Here is an 18,024-nt window from a genome sequence, read left to right on the forward strand (position 1 = left end):
TACCTCCAGAACCACATGCTGGATCTAGGAACTTCTTTTCTCCAGGTTGTGGAGTTAATACTTCTACCATATATCTTACAACAGTTGCAGGTGTGTAGAATGTACCGCCATCCTTACCTTCTGCAAGTGCAAAGTTACCTAAGAAATATTCATAAATTTCACCGAAAACATCAATTGTAGTATTTTCAGGGATATCCTTGAAAATACGCACGATGTTAGATAGAAGTTCCGGCTCTTCTTCCGGTACAAGCTGAGCATATACTTCTTTTGGAAGCACTCCGTCCATTTTAGGATTCTCATCTTCGATAGCTTCCATAGCTTTCTTCACAATGGTAGCTTTGTTTGCATCATCCGTCGCATCGTTGATGAAGTCATAATAAGCACATTCCGGAAGATAGAATCCACATTTCTCGATAGAAATCTCTTTCTTGGATTTTTCCATACGTCCGCCTTTAAGACGATTGTATTCTGCTTCAATTTCTTCCTTATGTTGTTTATATAAAATATCTGCATATCTAAGGAAGATAAGCCCTAAGATAGGCTGTCCATATTTATTTGCTGCTAAATGTGCACTTGCACGAAGGACATCGGCAGAATGCCATAGGGTATCTTTTAGCTCTTTTAATTCTTTATCTGTCATAGCAGTATTGCTCCTTTATTTCTCTATTTTGTAATCAAGCCACTCTTCCTCTAATGTTTCATAAGGAATGCTATTCTCTAAGCAAAACGTATTGATACTTTTCATTGCTTTTAAGTTTGGCTTTGCACGTCCGGATTCCCATCGATTCACAGTAGAAAAAGCTACACCAATTTTCTTTGCAAAGTCCTGCTGTGTGAGGAATGAACGTTGTCTAATTCTTTTTATTTCTTCAGGGAAACTCATATGCATCTCCTTTTCATTTCTTACTCATTAATATAGCGTTATTATACCAAATAAATATGAATTTTTCTAGTACCCAGTCCTTCAAGACATTTTTCTTGAGGAATTTTATTTTTTTATACCGGAATTTCACTCGTCAAATCCCCTTAGGAAGTTAGAAAAGGATAAAAGTTCTGCCTCAGCCGGGATTTCACCTATTTCAACTACTTATGGAATTAGATGGGTTCGATTTAAAAAGTTTTTTCGCTTATGGACAGGAGAGTTAAATTTCAGCATTTTCTTTTGCCTATGATTTGAGTGGAAGAAAAATATTTCCAGAAAAATCCGCTCAAATCATTCACTAATCTCCAGTGGTAAGTGTAAGAAAAATAAATTTGAATTTTTTTCGGCCAAACAGCTACTTAACCTCCATTAAGTAGTGAGAAATGAAATTTTGAAAATCGGTACTTAAAACAGGAACTCTTGTCCTTTCACTATTGAAAACAAAACAGAAGGAGGAATTAAAACCTATGAATGTAAATAATATACCAACGTATCTGAAGGAGCACGCATCATGGTGCAATTTCAGATATGAGGAACGTAAAGGAAATATGACAAAGGTTCCATATAATCCGGCAACCGGATATAAGGCATATGTCAATAAACCTGAGACATTTACAGATTTTGATACAGCAGTCTTGGCCTTAAAAGATTATGACGGTCTAGGCATTCGTGTTGATGGCATCATCATTGCAATCGACCTTGATCACTGTATAGAAGATGGAAAGTTAACCACACAGGCGGCAGATATCGTATCTCATTTCAAAAATACATATATTGAGAGAAGTCCTAGCGGAACAGGTCTTCGTATCATCTTGTTTGTTGAGGATAGCTACAACTACGACAAGAATAACTACTACATCAAGAAAGGTGATATTGAAGTCTATGTAGCCGGAGCTACAAATCGTTTTGTCACTATCACAGGTGATATGTATCTCAAAAATGAAATTACAGAAAATATGGATGTTCTGCAGTGGCTTCTTGATAAGTACATGAAACGTAAAACGCCGAAGAACTCGTCTACTGAATTGCAGGAACATCGTGAAAGTTACCTTACCGATGATGGTGTACTTGCAAAGGCTATGGCCTCCAAACAGGGAGAAAAGTTCAGAAAGCTGTGGAATGGTGATATTTCAGATTATCCATCCAACAGCGAAGCAGACCTCGGATTCATCTCCATCCTTGCATTTTACTGTAATGGCAATCGTGAACAAGTAGACAGACTGTACAGGCAGTCAGCACTTGCTCGCAGCAAATGGGATGAGGTTCATGGCAATAAGACCTATGGAGATATGACTATTGATACAGCGTTAGCCGGGATGACGAAGTTTTACACACCGATTATTCCTGCTCCGGCAAGTGAAGATTTCGATGATGAAATGGCAAGGCTCGTATCACTTCATCCAGAGGACAGCACAAAGTATCCGTGGACAGATATTGGTGCAGGAATGCTCTTTGCGGATTTCTATAAACCTATTCTTCGATATGTGCCGGAGAGAAAAGCGTGGTTCTACTACGCAGATGGAACTTGGCAACCGGATGTCGGTGGCCTGAAAGCTATGAGGCTTTGCATGGAACTTGCTAATCTGCTTCATATGTATGCTCTGAAAATAACAGATGAGCATAAACGAAAGGAATACATGAATTACACCAGACGATGGCAGACACACGGAACTAGAGTCAATATCCTTAAAGATGCACAGGTTTATCATCCGATTTCTGCAACGGAGTTTGATGCTGATCCTTATATCTTCAACTGCAAGAACGGAACTATCGATATGAATACACTCGAATGCAGAGAGCATAAAAGCAGTGACAAGCTTACCAAGATATCAAATGTCATCTATGACCCTCACGCTCATAATGACCGTTGGGACAAGTTTATTTCAGAAATCATGTCCGGTGATAAAGAAAAAGCTAAATTCCTACAGAAGTTATTTGGCTACGGACTTACTGGAGATACCCGTCATGAGTGTATGACTATCCTCTATGGAGCAAGCACACGTAATGGCAAAGGAACTCTCTGTGAAAGCGTATTAAAGGTACTTGGTTCCTACGGATGTACTGCAAGACCGGAGACACTTGCTCAAAAGATGAATGCTAACAGCTCTCAGCCTACAGAGGATATTGCCCGTCTTGCAGGAGTTCGATTTGTGAATATTTCAGAACCCGGTAAGGGATTAGTGCTGAATGCTGCACAGGTAAAGAATCTTACTGGTAATGATACCATCAATGCTCGTTTTCTTCATGAGAACAGCTTTGATTTTCAGCCTTTATTCAAACTTTACATCAATACCAATTATCTTCCTGCCATCAATGATATGACAGTATTTAGCAGTAATAGACTGTTCATCATTCCATTTGAGAAGCATTTCGATGAATCGGAACAAGATAAAACTTTGAAGAAAGAATTTGCAAAGCTGGAAGTGCAGTCAGCCATTCTTAATTGGCTCATCGAAGGATATTCCATGCTGAATCGTGAAGGCCTTACACCACCATACTCGGTAAAGGTGGCCACTGCTCAGTATGAACATGACAGCTATAAGATGGCTCTCTTTGTTGAGGACTGCATGGAACAAGGCGATTATGAAGAACGCACTTCTGCCGTTTATCAGCGTTATCGTACTTGGTGTCAGGAGAATGGTCACTACCCAGAAAGCATGAAGAACTTCAGACAAAGTCTAGAAACTGTAGCAACTATTGTCCGTAAACGACCACAGTCTGGTGGTAACAAAACCACAATGGTCACAGGCTACAGATTGATATCAGATTTCTTGGAATAAATGAGATGTGGCATTGTGGCAGATAAATATGGTTACTTCAATATTTCATTCTCTATAGAGAAATTATATTTTCATCTGCCACATATGCCCCACTGTGAAGGAGGTGGTGCCTATGTGCTAGATAAGCAAGGTTTCATATCAATTAAGCCTGTGGGCTAGAAAGGAGGCAAACATGGACAGATCATACAGGTTTGACCTTAGTATGTTTGAATGTTTTGAGCGTGAAACAAGAAAACACCGTGGCTTTGAACCACACATGATGCTTAAGAATAAATCCGGTACTCCGTTTCTTGTTCAAACATCAAACAATCCAAATCCTGCAAGATGGATGGTTATAGGTAACTTCTTTGATGCAACCTTCTTGTCTTACAAGGATTTACAGGGTTTCATCAAGACTCGTGAATTAGAAGTCTGGACGGAATCCGATGACATTGCATATGGAAGAAATCTTTCCAATATTTGCAAATGCCCATTCCGTGTAGAGCTTTAAGCCCTAGGGGCGGTACTTATCTCTACGGCACAAACAGCGGTGAACGGTGCTGCCCCTTCACGCACAAAAACGCGAATTCAAACGGGTAATATAACCCTTAATCAAAAACACATGAAAGGAGCCAAAAATATGGCAGTTTACAATTTAAACAAAACAGATCACAAGGATGGAACTTATGGACTTCATCCACAGAGCACCTCTTTTTCAGAGGAATATGCAGAAAGAATGTGTAAATTTTATCTTACTGATGAATATGTAAAAGACGCGCATGGAAATGTAGATACATTCTACAGACTTCATTCTCCTCGCACAGCATACGATAATAATCAGGCACTCATCTACGATGTACATTGTCCAAAGTGTAACGCACTTATGAGGCAGGTATCAACTAACAAGGATTACTATACTCTTGGCTATTATGAGTGCAAGAAATGCAACAACAAAGGAGGACGCAGATAATGGAATACGATATTTACACAGTTAGTACATCCGACTACAAAAACAATTTCTGGAACAAGGTCATGAGAGGTCAACCTAATTCCACAGAACTCATTAATAAGGGCTCTGTAGGTGGCAATATGTATGCCATCCCTTATGACAGCAATAAGAAGTATATGGATGCCTTGAAAAACGAATGCATCTTCCGTCAGATTGCCACAAGCATTAAAACGAAAGATTCCGACCTTGATATCTGGGTATCTGATAGCGAAGATCCCGCTGAATGGGCACAGAGCAACTCCTACCAGACCATCAAGGAAGTTGCAGATGTATTCACGAGGAAAAGGGTTAAGTGTCATAAGCTTGCCATCATTGACCGAATGGATATGGATTTCATGCAGGATATGAATTTCAATATGGAAGATTTCCTTATTAAACGCTTTGCTAAGAGGTTTGGTAAAGCTGAGGAAGCTGCATTTGTAAACGGTACCGGTGTGGAGATGCCTACAGGGATTCTCCATGATACCGATGGTGCTGATATCGGTGTGACTGCCGATGCTCTTACCTTTGATGATGTTGTCGCATTGTATTTCTCTGCAAAGCCAGAATATCGCACAAAAGGTGTATGGCTTATGAATGACGAGACTGCTCAAAAACTTCGCACTTTAAAGGATAAGGATGGTAACTACATTTGGAATCATGCGAACAACACCATTATGAGCAGATCTGTGTCTATCTGCAATGCAATGCCATCAACAGGCAAGGTTATCGCTTTCGGTGATTTCAGCTATTACTGGATCATGAATCGTATGCCAATTAGCGTTCGTGCTCTTACTGAAAAATATGCACTCAACAATCAGGTAGGCTATCTTGCACACGAATATCTTGATGCAAAACTTATCCGTTCTGAAGCTGTGAAGGTACTTCAGTTGAAATAATTATGATTGCTCGTATGGGGTAACGCAGTGTTACTCCATAGTGGGCATATGAAATGAGGTGAATTTAGTGGAAGGTAAATCCAATGTTACTGAGCTTCAAATTGGCAGCACCTTATTTATCGTTGAATATGGCACGAGCGAAACAGCCACAGAAACGGCATACGATAAGATAAAGAGGCTTATTATCAGCCATGCAAACGACCGTGAAAAGTTATCAGAAACAACAAAACTATCAGCCTAATATAACTACACTTATGGAGCACTTAGAGGTAATATGACAATGCCCTTAATGGGTGTTCCGTTTGAAGGCTGTCGGAAAGGAGCAAAACATGAAAAATTTGAATAGACAGCCTTATGATGCAGCCCCTGAAAAGATAACTGCTCTTTACTGCAGATTATCCCGTGATGATGAACTTCAGGGAGACAGCAACAGTATAAAGAACCAAAAATCAATATTGAAAAAATACGCTGATGATAACGGATTTACCAACACTGAATTCTTTGTGGATGATGGATGGAGTGGTACTTCCTTTGAAAGACCGGACTTCCAACGTATGATTACAGAAATGGATGCAGGTCGCATTGCAACAATCATTGTCAAGGATATGAGCCGATTGGGACGTGATTATTTGAAGGTAGGCTACTATACCGAGATTGCATTTCCGGATGCCAAAGTCAGATTTATTGCTATCAACAATGGCGTTGACAGTGCTAATCAGCAGGACAGCGACTTTACACCATTTTTGAATATCATCAATGAATGGTATGCCAAGGATACGAGCAAGAAAATCAGAGCTGTATTCAAGGCCAAAGGAGAATCCGGCAAGCCACTCTGTACCATACCTCCATATGGGTACAAAAAGGATCCTGAAGATAAACTGCACTGGATTGTGGATGAGCCTGCAGCAGAGGTTGTAAAACATATATTCCAGTTATGCATTGAAGGATATGGCCCAAGTCAGATAGCCAAGAAATTGGAAAATGACAAGGTTCTTACACCTTCTGCATATTTTAAGGAAATCGGATTATATCCAACTGCACCTACCACAGAGGAACCCTATGCATGGGCACCAAGAACTGTGGCTGATATCCTAGACAGGCAAGAATATCTCGGACATACAGTCAACTTTAAAACAAGGAAGAAATCCTATAAGCTGAAGAAGACTATCAAGAATGCCCCTTCTGAATGGCAGATTTTCAAAGATACACACGAAGCCATTATTAGTGAGGATACCTTCCAGACTGTAAAACGAATCCGTGACGGAAGGCGCAGACCTACACCTCTTGGCGAGATGCCTGTATTGTCCGGCATGGTATTTTGTGCAGATTGTGGCTCAAAATTATACCAAGTCAGAGGCAAGGGGTGGAGCCATGATAAGGAGTACATGGTCTGTGCCAACTATCGCAAACGAGGCAAGGACACCTGTACTTCCCATCAAATCAGAAATGTAGATATTGAGAATGTTCTGCTTTATATGATTCAGCAGGTTACAGCATTTGCAAGAGACCATGAAGACGAATTTATAGAACTGGTTACAAGGTCCAATGCCAAATCCGTAGAATGTGAGATTCGTGAAAGTAAAAAGGAATACGAACAGGCACAAGCCAGAATCAGCAAACTTGATACCATCATCCAAAGACTTTACGAAGATAACATCGAGGGCAAAATCAGTGATGAGCGTTTCATGAAAATGTCAGCTACCTATGAGGTCGAACAGAATCAACTTACAGAGCGTGTGGCAGAGTTGGAGCATATCATTGATGCTGCCAGAGAGAAATCTTCCAATGCAGACAGTTTCCTACGATTGGTTAAGACCTACACAGATATCAAGGAATTGAATGCAGAAATCATCAGAACCTTCATCGAGAAGGTATATGTATATGGAAACGAGAAACCTTGGGATAGGAATACCAAGAAGATAAAAGTTATCTTCAACTTCATTGGGGAAGTACATATTCCGAGTAACGTAAAAACGGCATAGCCGAGGGGTACGACTATGCCGATACTTTACAGGATTATAAATCCCTTATTGAGTTGCCCTTTTACGCAGCTCTTTTTTATTTAATGATCGATCATTGTGTTTTTACAGTTAATGTTTTCTTGAATATACTTCCTATGATTCCGGCACATACAGCAAGAGTCAACCACCCGAATCCGAAGGACGACAGCGGCAGATTGGGTATGAAGTCAAAAGTTAGGAGTCCTTGTCCGTATAAGACTTCAAGGAGACTTCCGATCATTGCGCCAGCTACGGCAAACCTTATGGTGTAATCGTGAATTTTGTCAGGAAAAAGAGCAAGTACGATGAGTGTAAGAGCACCTGGATAAATAATACTGAGAACAGGCTGAGCCAGCAGTACTATCTTGTCTATGCCAAAGTTAGCAATGAAAGCGCTCATAAGACATATAACTACGACGAGAAACTTGTAACTGATCCGTTCATTTGAAAGTGTACAGAAATAATCTGCGCTGGCACTGACTAAAGCTACGGCGGTAGTCAGGCATGCGAGCGTGACCACTATACCAAGAATAATGACTCCTGTACTTCCCATAAGTTCTTCTGTGATATTTACGATTAGTTCCGAGCGATTTATCCGCAGAGAGAAAATCCCGGAGACAGTGGCTCCAAGATACGTTAGCCCGCAGTAAACTATAAGAAGTCCTGAGGCGGCGACCAGACTGGAATTACGTACGATTTTGTTTTTTATCTTTGTTTCGGCATATCCTTTTTCTGTAACATTTTTTACTATAATAATGCCAAATATCATGGCGGCCAGTACATCCATAGTCTGATACCCGGCGTTTACTCCGGATACGACAACATTATTCATCATGGGTGCTGCTGAGATATCTCCTATTGGCGAAACTATACCACATATTATGAGAATCAGAAGACCGACAAAAAGAACGGGAGTAAGGAATTTGCCGATTATATCAATAACTGCCGATTCTCTTATAGTTAATATGAGAACGAGGATGAAAAAAACTGATGTGGATATAACGGGAGGAATATCCCCTATAATAGGGAGAAAAAACATTTCATGTACTGTTGCCCCTGTGCGTGGGATAGCGATAAAAGGCCCTATACATAAGATCATTATAGATATCATCAGCTCACCGGGTATAGTACCTATACGGTTTGTTACGTTAGATATCTCTCCGTTATTTCTTATGAGAGCAAAAATAGCTATTATAGAAAGTCCTATATCAGCCATATAATAACAGATAAAACCAATGAACCATTGGGGACCTGCTCCCATCCCCAGAAAAGGGGGAAATATTATATTTCCGGCACCGAAAAACATCGAAAACAGTGCAAATCCTATTACTATGATATTAATCCGATCATGCTTCATTTTATAATCACCTTTCAATATAAACTTAGTTTCAACTAAAATACGGTAACATATGCAGAGGGGAAAATCAACATTTGACTGTCAGCGATTGCGATGATAAGATATTACGCAGATAAATAATCATGAGGAGAAAGGTTTAAAATGAAACGATATAAATCTTTTCATATGGTGAGAATGGAGCATCTCAATCACCATTCTAATCTGTATGCCGGAAGAGGGATTGAATGGATGATAGAATCTGCTTTTATTGCAGCATGCCTTGAACATGGAAACAAGGATGGCCTTCTGTACAAAAATACCCATAAATTTGATTTTATAAAATCTGTAAAACCGGGAGATATTGTGAGCTACGAAAGCGTTGTTGTAAGATCGGGAAAAACAAGCATAACTGTGCATGTGAATCTGAAGAATGCAGATACTGGGGAACTGTATGCTGAAGGGTATGTTACATTTGTCACTGTAGACCCTGTCACGAAAAAATCTTTAATACACAGAATTATGTTAGATGATATTCAAGATAATGAAGAGATAAGATGGAGAGAAGAAGCAGACAGCTTCTTCTCTGATAAATGAATAATTATGCGCAGAGACTTTTTTTCAGAATTTCCTTTATTTCCTCTCTGCTAAGTATTTTATAACCTCCGTCAAGGATAAGAGCGCTTTTTGCTATACCATCTAGCATTTCTTCAGTGACACCGAAATCTCTTATACTCATTACGAGATCAAGTTTTTTCATCCATTCCTCTAGTTTGTCGAGACCTTCTGCGGCAATTTCTTCGTCGCTTTTATTTTTTGGTGAAACTCCCCATACGTTTAATGCAAATCTTTTGAATTTGTGCAGGCCGTAAGGCATGATATATCTGTAGTAAGGCAGTGAAACGGCTGACAGAGTCATTCCGTGAGTGGCGTCGGTATGTGCAGTAGTGGCTTCACCTATCATGTGGACCATCCAGTCTGTGGATTTGCCCATTTCTATGAGAGTGTTTAGTGCCCACGCTGCAAGCCACATAATATTGCTTCGTGCTTCATAGTCTAAAGGATTCTTTGCTGCAGCGAGGGAAGAATGTATTACGGAGCGCATCATTCCCTCGGATATATAGTCGGACACGTTGTCATCATTTCCTGAAAAATATTGTTCCATGATGTGGGACATCACATCGAAGCATCCTGATACCATTTGGTATCTTGGAAGAGTGAAAGTATATGTGGGATCCATTATTGAAAATTTAGGGAAAGCTCTTTCTCCAAAGATAGCGCAGATCTTCTGCTTAGTAACGGTATTTGTAATAACTGAGCCTCCGTTCATCTCAGAGCCTGTGCCTACCATGGTAAGTACGCATCCAACAGGTATCACTTTATCCTCGGCTTCCTTGCCTTGTATGTAATATTTTTCCCATGGATCTTCCTTGCAGTAGGCAGTGGCAGAAATTCCTTTTGCCATATCGCAGACGCTGCCTCCGCCTACGGCGAGAATAAGATCAATATTATTGTCTTTTGCCAGCTTTCTTCCGTCATTCAGTTTTTCTAAAGTAGGGTTAGACATGATATCGGAAAACTCTGTAATATTCTTACCGCATTTATTCAGTATCTCTGTCACATGGTCGTATATTCCGTTTTTTTTGACAGAGCCTTTTCCATAGCAGAGAAGTACGTTTTTTCCATAATTTGAAAGTTCTGTATAAAGTTTTTCAATAGAATTTTTACCGAAATGTATTTTTGTCGGGTTGGAAAAAGTGAAATTTCCTAACATATAAAATAGCCTCCTTTGTATTAAAATAATCGTTAAGCATTATATCATAATTTGTACATTTAATGTTGAAGTACCTGCATTATTTGTTACAATTAAAAGGAAAGGAGAGTCATATGAAAAAACTTCTGATAATGGGAAAAGAAGGGCGTCTCGAAAAGTATACCGATGATAGAACAATACTTAAAAAATATGAAATCGTCTATGTTCCTTTGGATGCTTCTGACAATGAGATTCTTGAAAAGGGGCGGGATGCAGAGTGTATAATTGTTGATGCTGTAGGAAGCGTTTCAGGGTATATTATAGATAATATGCCGAATCTTAAGCTGATACATTCGGAAGGCGTCGGATATCAAGGGATAGATGTAAAAGCAGCAGCAGGACGCAGCATATATGTATGTAACTGTAAAGGTATGAATTCCACCGCTGTGGCAGAACAGACAATACTGCTTATGTTGGGGCTTTTGCGCGATGTAGTGGGAGGAGACGGAAGCGTAAGAAAGGGGACTCAGATTATAACAAAAGAAGCGTATATGCTTGAAGGAAGTCTTAAAGAACTGGGGGAATGTACAGTAGGGCTTATCGGTTTTGGCGATATTGCAAAGGCAACTGCAAGGCTTTTGCGTGTTTTTGGAGCGAAAGTAGTTTATTATAAACCAAACAGACTGACAAAGGGGGAAGAAGGAGAATATAAAGCAGATTATATGCCACTTGACTGTCTTCTTGGTGTCAGTGATATAGTAAGCCTTCATTTGCCTGTCTCTTCAGAAACAAAATATATGGCAGATGAGACTTTTTTCAAGAAAATGAAGAATACATCGTATCTTATCAATACATCCAGAGGTGAACTGGTAAACAGTAAGGCTCTTGTTGAGGCTATTGAATGTGGTGAAATAGCAGGAGCAGGACTCGATACTATAGATGGGGAGCCTGTACATGAGGATAACCCTCTTCTCAGTATTTCCAATCAAAATTCGAAAAAGCTCCTTTTAAGCTGTCACATAGGAGGTATTACAGGCGCTTCCTTTAAAAGGGGATATAATATGATATGGTCCTCTATAGAGAAAGTAGAAAAAGGAGAAAGACCGGATAATGTAGTGAATTTATAGCAGAAAAAACCTCTCTTTATCAAATAAAATTTGATAAAGAGAGGAAATTTAATTATGGAAAATATAGATTTTCTTTTTTTCTTAATGTATTATCTGCAGCGGTTATTTGCACGTTTTCGGTGGGTAATCACTGCAGCCGCAGTCGCAGTCTCCAGATGACGGAGGGCAGCATGGATCGCAGCACGGGTTCGTAATGCAAGAGTTTGACTCGCTTTGACAGCTATTGGAGCTGCTGCTTCCATCATTTCTTTCAGGAAACAGTCCCGGGCATGTGACTACACCTGACACATTTTCCTGAAGAGGTGCTTCTGCAAAGCCTGTTGAAAGAACACAGAGCTGAACAGGAACAGTGATTTTCTTTTCTACGGTTATGCAGATAGTGACGATAAGATTGGCTGAAATTTCTCCGTTAGGTCCTATGCACAAGTCTCTTGAAGCATTATTTGTAGCCATTCTGCAGCTGAATCCCGCATTTGAAAGCTCTGTAAGTCTTGGCATAAACGCTGAATTTGTAGTGCTTGGCATGCAGAGCTCAAAGAAGTTGGTAAGTACTAATGGGCATGATGGTTTCGCTATGTTGACTTCAGCACAGATAGTCATTGTGCTTTCTCTGCCGCAGCTGTCGCATATAGCAAGATCGATATAAACGACTATGTTACCCCAGATTCTTACGTTCTGAGTTCCGAATATAGGTGTACCGCAGTCTGTTGCGTCACATTCGCTGGTATCAGCAAACAATATTTTTTCTGAAGGAACACCGTCAGGACCTACTGTTTCAACTACGCTGTTGCATTCATTAACGAAATAGGCTCCCGAAATTCCTGTTTCCATGTCAAGAGTGAGATTATCGCAGTTTGATGCCTGGGAAGGATCGAAGACCTTCTTGCATCTGATATCAAGTATCCTGCTTACTGAGCATCCCGGCGGAATAGCAGGAGTGAATTTCAGACACTGTACGGTTTTCATACCCTGCATGTGGAATCTCACAGCGTCGTATACGCTCTGTACATAGATGGGAGTTGCGGTCACATCATCAAGATTGCCGCTGAAGCTGCAAAGTTCATTTGCCTTACAGCAGGATTCTCCTGTAGTGTTGTTTTGTGGTGTGCAAAAACAGTTCATGTTTTACCTCCTTGAATGGTAATTTTAAATATGAATTTATACTGAATTGTTCAATGGCAGTATATGAAAAATTCTGGATTTGTGTTACAATACAATTTATATTTTGGAGAAAGGGCAGCGTTGATATGGTAAAAACAATAAAATTAAAATGCGGTACAACGTTAATAATGGAAAAGACCGATTATGTTCAGTCGGCAGCTTTGGGAATATGGGTGAAAGTCGGAGCAGCTGATGAAAGCGACGATGTTTCGGGTGTATCACATTATATAGAACACATGATGTTTAAAGGAACTAAGAACAGAACTGCGAAAGAAATCGCTTCAGATGTTGATAAGATCGGCGGCATGTTCAATGCATTTACCGGCAAGGAGGCAACGTGTTATTACATTAAAACGTTGTCATCCAACATCTATGCCGGAGCTGAAATACTTCTGGATATGCTGACAGAATCCCGATTTGATCCGGATGATATGGATAAAGAGAGACAGGTAATATTTGAAGAGATAAAGATGGTACAGGACAGTCCAGACGATGATGTATATGATACTATTTCAGAATTGGTTTCAAGCGGTAATCCGCTGGGAAGAAGTGTTCTTGGGACACCGGAAAGTCTGTCAGATATAGACAGAGAAAAGTTGACCGGGTATTTCAGTGAAAAATACGCAAAAGACAGTATAGTTGTAGCTGTAGCCGGCAATTTTGACGAAGACAAGATCATAGATCTTTTTGAAAGCAGGCTTGATTCTCTTCGTGACGAGAAAGTTAAAAAAGAAGTGATATTAAAACCGTACAGGCAAGATTTCAATGTAAAAGAAAGAGATATAGAACAGACACATATATGCCTTGCAACTCCGGGTGTTTCAATGGATGACGAAAGATATTATTCTTTTGTGCTGATGAACAGTATATTTGGAGGAAGTATGAGCTCCAGACTTTTTCAGAATATAAGAGAAGAAAAAGGTCTGGCATATACCGTATGCTCCATGAACATATTTTCCAGTTACTGGGGATTTTTCAGCATATATGCGGGTGTAGCCCATGACAAAGTGGAAGAAACGCTGAATGCTGTAAAATTTGAGTTGGAAATTCTCAGAACTGATGGTGTTACAGAGGAAGAACTTGCAATGGCAAAGGAACAGGTGAAGAGTTCATACATATTCGGTTTGGAAAATATAAACAGTAGGATGTTTTCCATAGGAAAAAATAAATTGTTGCTTGATAAGGTTTATTCACCGCAAGAAGTTCTTGGGAAATTTGATAAGGTTACAAGAGAAGATATATTACAGGCTGCAAGCATCATAGGAGATTATTCGTCATACTGTGCAGCGGCAGTTACAGGCAAAAATTTTGATCTGGAAAGGCTCGTGAAAAGATGATAATAAAAGTAAAAACGCTTTCCGGAAGGCTTCCGCGTTACGAAACGGATGGATCGGCAGGTATGGATATACAAGCTTATTTAAGAGAGCCTGTAGAATTGAAACCGGGTATGCGCGCTCTTATTCCCACAGGATTGTTTATGGAGATACCTTCCGGATATGAAGTTCAGATAAGAGCAAGGAGCGGTCTTGCGGTAAAATACGGCATAGGTCTTACCAACGGAATAGGTACTATAGACAGCGACTACCGGGGAGAGATAAAAATATCTCTTATAAATTGGGTACAGGAAAGCTTTACGGTAAATGACGGGGATCGTATCGCGCAGATGGTGGCAGCAAAATATGAAAAAGTATCATTAAAAAAAACTGAGAAATTGTCAGAAACTGAAAGAGGCCGCGGAGGTTTCGGTCATACCGGAGTTTAAACGGACAGTCATATGGTCAAAAATCAAATCTGTCGCATATACTACCGTGAGGTGGTGTAGATGACAGATTTTTTAATGCTAAAGCAGTTACATAGGATGATAAAAGAAATACCAAAGCCCAGGCTTATGTTCAGAAAAGGTATCTTTGCCGAAGGTTTTTTTCGGCCGTATATGTCATTTTCCGATTATACGGAATCGGAGATATTTAGTAGTTTTGACGAAGTGACTCCGGTAACGGTAAGATTTGCTTCTATGCTGGGAAATAAAGGTACTGCTGATACAGTTCGGAATATAAAAGGAATGAGTGTAAAATTTCAGAGCGATGAAGAATACGATATGATTTGCCACAGTATGCCGGTCTTCTTTATAAATGAAGATACAAAATTTTTCAGTATGTTGAAGGCTTTTACTAAGAGAGAGTATTTTGACGGTATAAATAATACGGAATTTTGGAGATTTATCGTTGAGAATCCTGAAGCTGCCAATTGTGCTATCAGGTTGTTTTCTTATGAGGGGCTATCTTCATCATTTATTGATATGTCATGGTTTTCTGCTAATCTGACTGTTTGGAAAAACAGTAAAGGCAAGAGGTTTCTCGTACGGTATAAATGGATACCTATATATGAAGAGAAGGAAAAAACGGAAAAAGGAAGAAACAAAGTAGATAGAATATCAGCTGAATTTATTGCAGGATTTGATAGTGACAGGGCTTCTAATGAACTTGAATCAGCTGTATCTTCTGGAAATTTTCCTAAATTTGAACTTTATGTACAGATGTTAGATTATGATAGGTATAATAAATATGATTATGTCAGAAACACGCTGATTTGGGAGGATGAGACAGTATCTCCTGTTGCTGCGGGAATAATGAGGCTTACCGGGATTCCTGATGATAGGCAGTTTAAGAGAGATATGATAAGCTTTGCTCCCGGAAATACTGCAAAAGGTATAGAGTTATACAGTGACGGATTTAATGATATGATGAATTATATATATCAGATAGAAGCTTTTGAGAGAGGTGAATGTGAGTGAAGGAACTGATACAGGCCGGGGAATTTTTTAACAAGTTATCAGAAGCGCAGAAAAAGGATCTTGAAGAAGCCGTTGCTGAAGATATATTTTTTTTGGAAGATGATCTTCAAAAGAAAATAATATCTCTTTTAAATGATGTTGATCACAGACTCGGTACTAATGTAAGAAGGAGAAACGACTTTACAACATAAAGCAGTATATGTATTATAATTATTATCAGGAGGAGGCAATGATAGGCAGAGAAGATTTGGAAAAAAGAGAATTTGAGTATTTATCGCCTTATGCGGCAAAATCCGCAAAGAGCAGAGGCCGAAAGCTTGAGGAAGATAAGTGCAGTGTGAGAACGGATTTTCAGAGAGACAAAGATAGAATAATACATTCCAAAGCTTTCAGAAGGCTTATGCACAAAACGCAGGTTTTTCTCGCTCCGGAGGGCGATCATTACAGAACAAGACTGACTCATACCATAGAAGTATCACAGATAGCCAGGACTATTTCACGAGGACTGGGTCTTAATGAAGATCTCACCGAGGCTATAGCTATGGGTCACGATTTGGGGCATACACCTTTTGGCCATAGCGGAGAAGCTGTTTTAAATGAAATACATCCAGGTGGTTTCAAACATAATATTCAAAGTTTACGAGTAGTGGATGTTCTTGAATCGGGGAGCAGTAGACGCGGTATGAATCTTACTTTTGAAGTCAGGGACGGTATATTGAATCATACAGGAAGTAAGATGCCCGTTACATTAGAAGGGCAGGTGGCAAAGACCAGCGATCGTATAGCTTATATAAATCATGATATTGATGATGCTATCAGAAGCGGTATAATAACATCGAAAGATCTTCCTAAGGAAAGCATAAATGTTTTAGGAGATACTCACAAGAAAAGAATAGATACCCTGGTTAGAGATATGATAAATAACAGTTTTAACGGATCTTTTGTCTGTTTGAGTGAAGAAAAAGCGCAAGCAATGAATGAACTTCGTACATATATGTTTAAGAATGTATATCATAATCAGAGGGTAAAAAAAGCAGAAGATATAAATAAAGTAAGAGTTATAATAATTGCTCTGTATAAATATTTTCTTAATCATCCGCAAGCGCTTCCCGATGATCTCAAAGCTATGAGAGATGAGTTCTGTAAAGAGGAGCTTGTTAAGGATCATATAGCGGGAATGACAGATAGATATGCGGTAAATCTTTATGAAAAATTATTTTCTAAAACAACATGAAAGCATAAGTTATAAAAACATAAAATTTTAGAATTAAAAAAAGGAAAGTGGAGACTTTTGTCGTATATAATAATTAAGGATTATTTTAATCAAGAGGGACAAAAGTGAACACAAATAACCATGTAAATATAGTCGATGAAATAAAGAGCAGGTGTAATATTGTTGATGTTATCGGCAGAGTAGTACCCCTTAAAAAAGCCGGGAGCAATTATAAAGGGGTTTGCCCGTTTCACAATGAGAAAACACCTTCTTTTATTGTTTCAGAGTCGAAACAGATATTTACTTGTTTCGGCTGCGGAGCTACCGGAGATTTGCTTGAATTTGTAAAGCGCTATTATAATTTGGATTTCAGAGGATCTGTTGAAATGCTTGCCAAGGAATATGGCATAAGTCTTGAAGGAGCTTTCAGAAGCAATAAAGATAAAGATGAGCTTTATGAGATAAACAGACAGGCTGCAAGGTTTTTTTTCAAAGCATTGCGCCAGCAGGCAAATCTGGGATATACATATATGAAAAGAAGAGGAATATCCGAAGAAATACTGAATAAATTTGGTATAGGATATGCTGATGAAAAATGGGACAGCTTATATGGATTTCTCAGGGGTAAAGGTATTTCCGAGGAAAAGATGCTTGACCTTGGGCTTATTTCAAAATCCAACGGCAGGTATTTTGATAAGTTCAGGAACCGGGTGATATTTCCTATAATCAATACTGGTGGTAAAGTGATAGGCTTCGGAGGAAGAATAATAGGAGAAGGTGAGCCTAAATATTTAAATTCACAGGAATCTAATATTTTTAAGAAGAAATACAATTTGTACGGCCTCAATCTGGCTGGAGGAGATGTGAGAAAGGAAGATTCCATCATACTGGTAGAAGGATATATGGACGTGGTGTCTCTTTATCAGAACGGGGTTCGTAATGTATCTGCTTCTTTGGGTACAGCTCTTACAGAAAATCAGGCCAGACTCATAAAACGGTATACAAAAAATGTGATTCTTTCATATGATGCCGATAATGCAGGGCAGAGTGCTGCCATGAGGGGGCTGGATATACT

General features: G+C 39.3%; 19 protein-coding genes. 14 read left to right on the plus strand and 5 right to left on the minus strand.

Annotation, left to right across the window (positions count from 1 at the left end):
- Nucleotides 1–640: type I restriction-modification system subunit M (locus tag ACLR96_RS02925; RefSeq protein ID WP_412265118.1), on the minus strand; the 640-nt coding region annotated here is incomplete at its 3' end.
- Between the two features lie 15 nt (nt 641–655).
- A complete protein-coding gene (locus ACLR96_RS02930; protein WP_412265119.1) occupies nt 656–883 on the minus strand; it encodes a helix-turn-helix domain-containing protein in 228 nt (75 codons plus the stop codon).
- A 506-nt stretch (nt 884–1,389) separates the two neighbouring features.
- Here ACLR96_RS02930 and ACLR96_RS02935 point away from each other — a divergent pair.
- From ACLR96_RS02935 to ACLR96_RS02960, 6 genes are all read left to right on the plus strand, one after another.
- Nucleotides 1,390–3,702, plus strand: coding sequence for a phage/plasmid primase, P4 family (locus ACLR96_RS02935; protein WP_412265120.1), 2,313 nt, complete (start codon nt 1,390–1,392; stop codon nt 3,700–3,702).
- Between the two features lie 172 nt (nt 3,703–3,874).
- Complete coding sequence (locus tag ACLR96_RS02940; protein WP_412265121.1) at nt 3,875–4,192, plus strand: hypothetical protein; 318 nt, start codon at nt 3,875–3,877, stop codon at nt 4,190–4,192.
- Nucleotides 4,193–4,321: 129 nt separating this feature from the next.
- Nucleotides 4,322–4,651 (plus strand): hypothetical protein, encoded by a 330-nt coding sequence (locus ACLR96_RS02945; RefSeq protein ID WP_412265122.1) that lies wholly within the window; start codon nt 4,322–4,324, stop codon nt 4,649–4,651.
- Complete coding sequence (locus ACLR96_RS02950; protein ID WP_412265123.1) at nt 4,651–5,568, plus strand: phage major capsid protein; 918 nt, start codon at nt 4,651–4,653, stop codon at nt 5,566–5,568. The genes ACLR96_RS02945 and ACLR96_RS02950 overlap by 1 nt, the downstream gene beginning before the upstream one ends.
- Nucleotides 5,569–5,635: 67 nt before the next feature.
- Nucleotides 5,636–5,809 carry a hypothetical protein gene (locus ACLR96_RS02955; RefSeq protein ID WP_412265124.1) on the plus strand — a complete coding sequence of 58 codons (174 nt, stop codon included), beginning with the start codon at nt 5,636–5,638 and terminating at the stop codon, nt 5,807–5,809.
- 88 nt (nt 5,810–5,897) lie between these two features.
- On the plus strand, nt 5,898–7,550 hold the full coding sequence (locus ACLR96_RS02960; RefSeq protein ID WP_412265125.1) for a recombinase family protein: 1,653 nt from the start codon (nt 5,898–5,900) through the stop codon (nt 7,548–7,550).
- A gap of 91 nt (nt 7,551–7,641) precedes the next feature.
- Here ACLR96_RS02960 and brnQ read toward each other — a convergent pair whose 3' ends face one another.
- The gene (brnQ, locus tag ACLR96_RS02965; RefSeq protein ID WP_177268057.1) at nt 7,642–8,925 is read right to left on the minus strand and encodes a branched-chain amino acid transport system II carrier protein; all 1,284 of its coding nucleotides are present in this window, start codon (nt 8,923–8,925) and stop codon (nt 7,642–7,644) included.
- 141 nt (nt 8,926–9,066) lie between these two features.
- Here brnQ and ACLR96_RS02970 point away from each other — a divergent pair, with 141 nt between their 5' ends.
- Complete coding sequence (locus ACLR96_RS02970; protein ID WP_177268055.1) at nt 9,067–9,498, plus strand: hotdog domain-containing protein; 432 nt, start codon at nt 9,067–9,069, stop codon at nt 9,496–9,498.
- A 4-nt stretch (nt 9,499–9,502) separates the two neighbouring features.
- Here ACLR96_RS02970 and ACLR96_RS02975 read toward each other — a convergent pair whose 3' ends face one another.
- The gene (locus ACLR96_RS02975; RefSeq protein ID WP_177268053.1) at nt 9,503–10,675 is read right to left on the minus strand and encodes an iron-containing alcohol dehydrogenase; all 1,173 of its coding nucleotides are present in this window, start codon (nt 10,673–10,675) and stop codon (nt 9,503–9,505) included.
- 113 nt (nt 10,676–10,788) lie between these two features.
- On the opposite strand from ACLR96_RS02975, the gene ACLR96_RS02980 reads away from it, so the two are divergent.
- The gene (locus ACLR96_RS02980; protein ID WP_177268051.1) at nt 10,789–11,781 is read left to right on the plus strand and encodes an NAD(P)-dependent oxidoreductase; all 993 of its coding nucleotides are present in this window, start codon (nt 10,789–10,791) and stop codon (nt 11,779–11,781) included.
- 102 nt (nt 11,782–11,883) lie between these two features.
- Here the strand turns inward: ACLR96_RS02980 and ACLR96_RS02985 are convergent, their stop codons facing one another.
- Nucleotides 11,884–12,903, minus strand: coding sequence for a hypothetical protein (locus ACLR96_RS02985; protein ID WP_177268049.1), 1,020 nt, complete (start codon nt 12,901–12,903; stop codon nt 11,884–11,886).
- Between the two features lie 125 nt (nt 12,904–13,028).
- On the opposite strand from ACLR96_RS02985, the gene ACLR96_RS02990 reads away from it, so the two are divergent.
- The 6 genes from ACLR96_RS02990 to dnaG form a co-directional block, all read left to right on the plus strand.
- Complete coding sequence (locus ACLR96_RS02990) at nt 13,029–14,279, plus strand: insulinase family protein (protein ID WP_177268048.1); 1,251 nt, start codon at nt 13,029–13,031, stop codon at nt 14,277–14,279.
- Complete coding sequence (dut, locus tag ACLR96_RS02995) at nt 14,276–14,704, plus strand: dUTP diphosphatase (RefSeq protein WP_412265126.1); 429 nt, start codon at nt 14,276–14,278, stop codon at nt 14,702–14,704. Before ACLR96_RS02990 ends, dut begins: the two co-directional genes overlap by 4 nt.
- A gap of 60 nt (nt 14,705–14,764) precedes the next feature.
- Nucleotides 14,765–15,736 (plus strand): catalase, encoded by a 972-nt coding sequence (locus ACLR96_RS03000; protein ID WP_177268044.1) that lies wholly within the window; start codon nt 14,765–14,767, stop codon nt 15,734–15,736.
- Nucleotides 15,733–15,927: a catalase-related domain-containing protein gene (locus ACLR96_RS03005; protein WP_177268042.1), complete on the plus strand. Its 195-nt coding sequence runs from the start codon at nt 15,733–15,735 to the stop codon at nt 15,925–15,927. The genes ACLR96_RS03000 and ACLR96_RS03005 overlap by 4 nt, the downstream gene beginning before the upstream one ends.
- A 38-nt stretch (nt 15,928–15,965) precedes the next feature.
- Nucleotides 15,966–16,970, plus strand: a complete 1,005-nt coding sequence (locus ACLR96_RS03010; protein WP_177268040.1) for a deoxyguanosinetriphosphate triphosphohydrolase — start codon at nt 15,966–15,968, stop codon at nt 16,968–16,970.
- Nucleotides 16,971–17,074: 104 nt separating this feature from the next.
- The coding region (dnaG, locus tag ACLR96_RS03015; protein ID WP_412265127.1) for a DNA primase at nt 17,075–18,024 on the plus strand (950 nt) is incomplete at its 3' end.

Source organism: Lentihominibacter sp. (assembly GCF_046951855.1).
Classification (GTDB): Bacteria; Bacillota; Clostridia; order Peptostreptococcales; family Anaerovoracaceae; genus Lentihominibacter; species Lentihominibacter hominis.

Bases quoted from the DNA above. Each gene is read 5' to 3' on its own strand.
- ACLR96_RS02930 (WP_412265119.1), bottom strand. From the start codon at position 883: ATGAGTTTCCCTGAAGAAATAAAAAGAATTAGACAACGTTCATTCCTC.
- ACLR96_RS02935 (WP_412265120.1), top strand. From the start codon at position 1,390: ATGAATGTAAATAATATACCAACGTATCTGAAGGAGCACGCATCATGG.
- ACLR96_RS02940 (WP_412265121.1), top strand. From the start codon at position 3,875: ATGGACAGATCATACAGGTTTGACCTTAGTATGTTTGAATGTTTTGAG.
- ACLR96_RS02945 (WP_412265122.1), top strand. From the start codon at position 4,322: ATGGCAGTTTACAATTTAAACAAAACAGATCACAAGGATGGAACTTAT.
- ACLR96_RS02950 (WP_412265123.1), top strand. From the start codon at position 4,651: ATGGAATACGATATTTACACAGTTAGTACATCCGACTACAAAAACAAT.
- ACLR96_RS02960 (WP_412265125.1), top strand. From the start codon at position 5,898: ATGAAAAATTTGAATAGACAGCCTTATGATGCAGCCCCTGAAAAGATA.
- brnQ (WP_177268057.1), bottom strand. From the start codon at position 8,925: ATGAAGCATGATCGGATTAATATCATAGTAATAGGATTTGCACTGTTT.
- ACLR96_RS02970 (WP_177268055.1), top strand. From the start codon at position 9,067: ATGAAACGATATAAATCTTTTCATATGGTGAGAATGGAGCATCTCAAT.
- ACLR96_RS02975 (WP_177268053.1), bottom strand. From the start codon at position 10,675: ATGTTAGGAAATTTCACTTTTTCCAACCCGACAAAAATACATTTCGGT.
- ACLR96_RS02980 (WP_177268051.1), top strand. From the start codon at position 10,789: ATGAAAAAACTTCTGATAATGGGAAAAGAAGGGCGTCTCGAAAAGTAT.
- ACLR96_RS02985 (WP_177268049.1), bottom strand. From the start codon at position 12,903: ATGAACTGTTTTTGCACACCACAAAACAACACTACAGGAGAATCCTGC.
- ACLR96_RS02990 (WP_177268048.1), top strand. From the start codon at position 13,029: ATGGTAAAAACAATAAAATTAAAATGCGGTACAACGTTAATAATGGAA.
- dut (WP_412265126.1), top strand. From the start codon at position 14,276: ATGATAATAAAAGTAAAAACGCTTTCCGGAAGGCTTCCGCGTTACGAA.
- ACLR96_RS03000 (WP_177268044.1), top strand. From the start codon at position 14,765: ATGACAGATTTTTTAATGCTAAAGCAGTTACATAGGATGATAAAAGAA.
- ACLR96_RS03010 (WP_177268040.1), top strand. From the start codon at position 15,966: ATGATAGGCAGAGAAGATTTGGAAAAAAGAGAATTTGAGTATTTATCG.